Source organism: Mycobacterium sp., from assembly GCF_049281135.1.
Lineage (GTDB): Bacteria > Actinomycetota > Actinomycetes > Mycobacteriales > Mycobacteriaceae > Mycobacterium.
This window is the reverse complement of sequence record NZ_JBAPRN010000032.1, coordinates 1-2,011: the sequence shown is the minus strand read 5'-3', so window position 1 is coordinate 2,011 and position 2,011 is coordinate 1. Positions and strand designations below refer to the sequence as shown.

The 2,011-nt window shown below is 66.3% G+C and carries 2 protein-coding genes; one reads left to right on the top strand and one right to left on the bottom strand.

Features of this window, described 5'->3' with window-relative positions; genetic code table 11:
* Positions 1-75: 75 nt before the first annotated feature.
* The gene (locus WAN02_RS01245; RefSeq protein WP_422262064.1) at positions 76-1,473 is read left to right on the top strand and encodes a cytochrome P450; all 1,398 of its coding nucleotides are present in this window, start codon (positions 76-78) and stop codon (positions 1,471-1,473) included.
* Here the strand turns inward: WAN02_RS01245 and WAN02_RS01240 are convergent.
* A partial coding sequence (locus WAN02_RS01240; protein ID WP_422262062.1) for a response regulator transcription factor occupies positions 1,465-2,011 on the bottom strand: 547 nt, incomplete at its 5' end. The genes WAN02_RS01245 and WAN02_RS01240 overlap by 9 nt on opposite strands.

Genomic DNA, 2,011 nt, shown 5'->3' with positions numbered 1-2,011 from the left:
AAATTAAGTAGTCCACTACTCATGTCCTCGGGGCTGGGCGTTGACACAGTTGAATTTCCAGAAAGGTTGACGGCCATGCTTATAACGTCTGCACCGCCGACTGATGTTGCCGAACTGCACTTGGCGCCGAAGAATCCGCTCCGTTATCGGGACCAGCTCAGGGCCGTGCGGTCGCTGATCGACGGGCAGCAGGATTTGGTCGATGCCGGCGGCCCCGTCACCCGAATCGTGTTCGGGCCCAAATGGCTATTCCCGACGGTGGTGTTGATCGCATCGCCGCAGGGCGCGCGGGACGTTCTGAGCCGTACCGACGAGATTGCCGATCGCGGCCGAACGACCACCGCGATTCAGCTGCGCCGGCTGATGGGCGGCAATCTGCTGGTTCTGCCACACCACGAATGGTTGCCGCGGCGGCGAACCCTCCAGCCGATGTTCACCAAGCAGCGCATCCCGCGCTACGCCGGGCACATGGCGGCGGCCGCGCAGTCCGTGGTCGATGCCTGGCGCGACGGTGCCTCAGTTGATTTGGATACCGAATGCCGCACCCTTACTCTGCGGGCGCTCGGCCGGTCCGTGCTCGGCATGGACCTCGACGGCCGGGCCGATGACATCGGGCAGGCATTGCGACCCACCCTTACATGGATCGCGGACCGCGGGATCCGGCCGTTCAATCTGCCGCAATGGGTGCCCACCCCCGGTCAGCGACGGGCACGAAAGGGCAATGCGACTCTGCATCAGCTCGCCGCCGAGATCCTCGCCGCGGTACGAAAAGATCCCGACCGGGATGCGCCACTTGTGCGTGCCTTGATCGCCGCAGCCGATCCGGAAACGGGCCAACCACTTTCCGACGAAGAGATCTGCCACGAGCTGGTGCTGTTCATCCTCGCCGGCCACGACACCACGTCGACCACCCTCGCGTATTCACTCTGGGCGCTTGGGCGCCACCCCCAAATCCAAGAGCGAGTGTTCGATGAGGTCAGCGCACTCGGTGACCGGCCGTTGACCCCAGACGACGTACCCCGGCTGGGTCACACTGTGCGGGTGCTGCACGAGGCGCTTCGACTGTGCCCGCCTGCCGCCGGAACGCCCCGCATGCTCACCAAGGATGTGGCCGTCGATGGCTACCGGCTGCAAGCCGGCACCATGGCGGTGGTCAGCTTCTACGCCATGCACCGGGATCCGGAACTGTGGGACCGCCCGCTGACATTTGACCCGGATCGGTTTCTGCCGGAGCGATCACAGGGCCGAAGTCGTTGGCAGTACCTGCCTTTCGGCGGAGGGCCTCGGTCGTGCATCGGCGACCATTTCGCCATGCTGGAAGCCACCCTCGCACTGGCCACCATCATCCGTGGCGCCCGGATCGAGTCGCTCAAGGGCGACTTCCCGCTGGCCACCCCGTTCACCGTCGTCGCCGCCGAGCCGGTAGATGCGCGTGTTCACGCACGGACGTCAAGCCAGCGGAGATCAGCTTGAGGTGTGCCGCGCCGCCTCCTGGACGAGCTGCACGCGCGAGGTCAGGCCGAGCTTGGCGTAGACGTGGGTGAGGTGGGTTTGCACGGTGCGTGGTGAGACGAAAAGCCTTGCGGCGACGTCGTTGTTGCTGAGTCCCGCGCTGACCAGGCGCACGACGTCAAGCTCGGTGGGCGTGAGTGACGCCCAGCCACTGGCTGGGCGTTTGCGGGCACCGCGGCCGCGCTGCGCGTAGGCGATCGCGTCCTGGGTGGACAGCGCCCCACCCTCTGCCCACGCCGCGTCAAAGTCCTTTTCGCTCATCGTATCTCGGACGGAAGCAGCCCAAGCTTCGCAGCTGGCGTCGTAGATCTTGAAGCGGACCGCGCCCGTGCGCTGCCGAATGTTGTGCGCCGCGCCGAGCAGCCGCGCCGCTTCGCGCTGGCTGCCGGAGTCGCCGGCAAGAGCGGCAAGGCATTCGAGGATGTCGGGTGTGTGTAGGTACGCGCCGGTGCTCGCCGTGAGTGCGAGAGCCTCGTGCGCGTCGAGCTCGGCCCGGTCC